The organism is Verminephrobacter aporrectodeae subsp. tuberculatae (assembly GCF_026127385.1).
Lineage (GTDB): Bacteria > Pseudomonadota > Gammaproteobacteria > Burkholderiales > Burkholderiaceae_C > Acidovorax > Acidovorax aporrectodeae.
Genome location: NZ_QZCX01000007.1, coordinates 1 through 1,839, shown reverse-complemented (window position 1 = coordinate 1,839; position 1,839 = coordinate 1). Strand labels below are relative to the sequence as shown.

At 69.2% G+C, this 1,839-nt stretch carries 1 protein-coding gene; it reads left to right on the top strand.

Annotation, left to right across the window (positions count from 1 at the left end):
- Nucleotides 1-1,839: SwmB domain-containing protein (locus D5041_RS21865; protein WP_265285826.1), on the top strand; the 1,839-nt coding region annotated here is incomplete at both ends.

The window sequence follows — 1,839 nt, the reverse complement described above, 5'->3', positions numbered from 1 at the left end:
TACCACGGCCCCGGTGATCAGCGGCGCCACGGTCAGCGGGAACGATCTGGTATTGACCTACACCGAAGCCAGCGGTCTGGGTCTGGACGCGACGCATACCGCGCCCGCAACGGCCTTCGCCGTGCACGTGAATGGTGTCCGCAACACCGTCACCCAGGTGCGCGTGAATGCTCCGGCCAAGACCGTGACCCTGGCCTTGGAACACGCGGTGACCGGCGGCGAGACCGTGACCGTCGCCTACACCAAACCCGAGACCGGCAACGCCGTCCTGCAGGACGCTGCTGGCAACGATGCCGCCAGCTTCAGCGCCATGGCGGTGGGCAACGCCCCCGACACGACGGCCCCGGTGATCAGCCAGGCACGCATCAGCGGCCGGAGCCTGGTGCTCAGCTGCACCGAGGCAAACGACCTGGACGCGCTCAACAAGCCGGCCCCCGGGGACTTTGCGGTGCTCGTGAATGGCGTCGCAAACGCCGTCTCCAGCGTGAGCGTGGACGCAGCGGCCAAGACCGTGACGCTGGAACTGGCCACCGCCGTGACCGGCGGTGAGGCGGTGAGCGTCGCCTACACCCGGCCCGCGACCGGCAGCGCCACCCTCCGTGACACGACGGGCAACGTGGCAGCCAGCTTCAGCGCCATGGAAGTGGGCAACGGACCGGACACCACGGCCCCGGTCATCGGCATGGCCAGCGCCAGCGGCGACCAGCTGGTGCTCAGCTACACCGAAGCGAACAAGCTGGATGCCGTCCACACGGCGAACAGCGCCGCCTTTGCGGTGCACGTGAACGGCGTCGTGAACGCGGTTCGCGCGGTCGCCGTGGATGCCGCAGCGAAGACCGTCACCCTGACGCTGAGCACCCCCGTGACCGGCGGCGAGACGGTGCGCGTTGCCTACACCGCCCCCCCGGCCGACACCGGCGCCGCAGCCATACAGGACGCGACCGGCAACGATGCCGCAGGCTTCACGGACATGGTGGTGCACAGCGGACCCGACACGACGGCCCCGGTGATCAGCAGCGCCAAGGCGAACGGCGACCAATTGGTGCTCAGCTGCGCCGAAGCGAACGCGCTGGACGCCGAGCACAAGCCGGCCCCCGAAGCCTTCACGGTGCTCGTCGATGGCGTGCGCAGCGCCGTCACCGCAGTCGCCATAGATGCGCTGGCGAATACCGTGGCGCTGACGCTGGCCCACGCCGTGGCCTACGGCCAGTCGGTGAAGCTCTCGTACACCGACCCCACGGCCGGCAACGACGCCGAGGCCCTGCAGGACCGCAGCGGCAACGACGCCGCGAGTTTCAGCGCGCACGAAGCGAAGAACACCGTTGCCGCCCCCCCGCCCAGCAAGATCCGCAAGCCGAGCGGGGACAACGACGGCGTTCCCGGCGAAATAGAGGACCGGACCCCCGGCCTCTACCGCCCCCATGGACCCGCCCCCGTGGCGGGCGACGGCAACGGGGACGGAACCAGGGACAGCGAACAATCCTCGGTGAGTTCGATCCGCATCTCGGTCAGCACCTCGAAGGAAGACGATTCGGACGACACGCCGGCAAGCACCTACACCACCCTGGTGGCAGGCAGCGAGAACGGCAAGCCCAGCGCCGATCACGGCACACGCATCGCCCGCCTGGAGCAGAAAAAGATCCCCCCCAACCTGCCCCGGGCGCTGGAGGCGCTCGGCGGGCTGACCAGCTTCCAGGTAGAGCTGACTCCCGGCACACACACCGAGAGTTTCAGCCTCTACGTGGACCCGGCGCAGCACGCCAACGGCTACTGGCTGCGGGACAGAACCGGCACCTGGGTGAACCTGGCGAGCGAGCCCTACAGCGGCAAGGTGGTGCG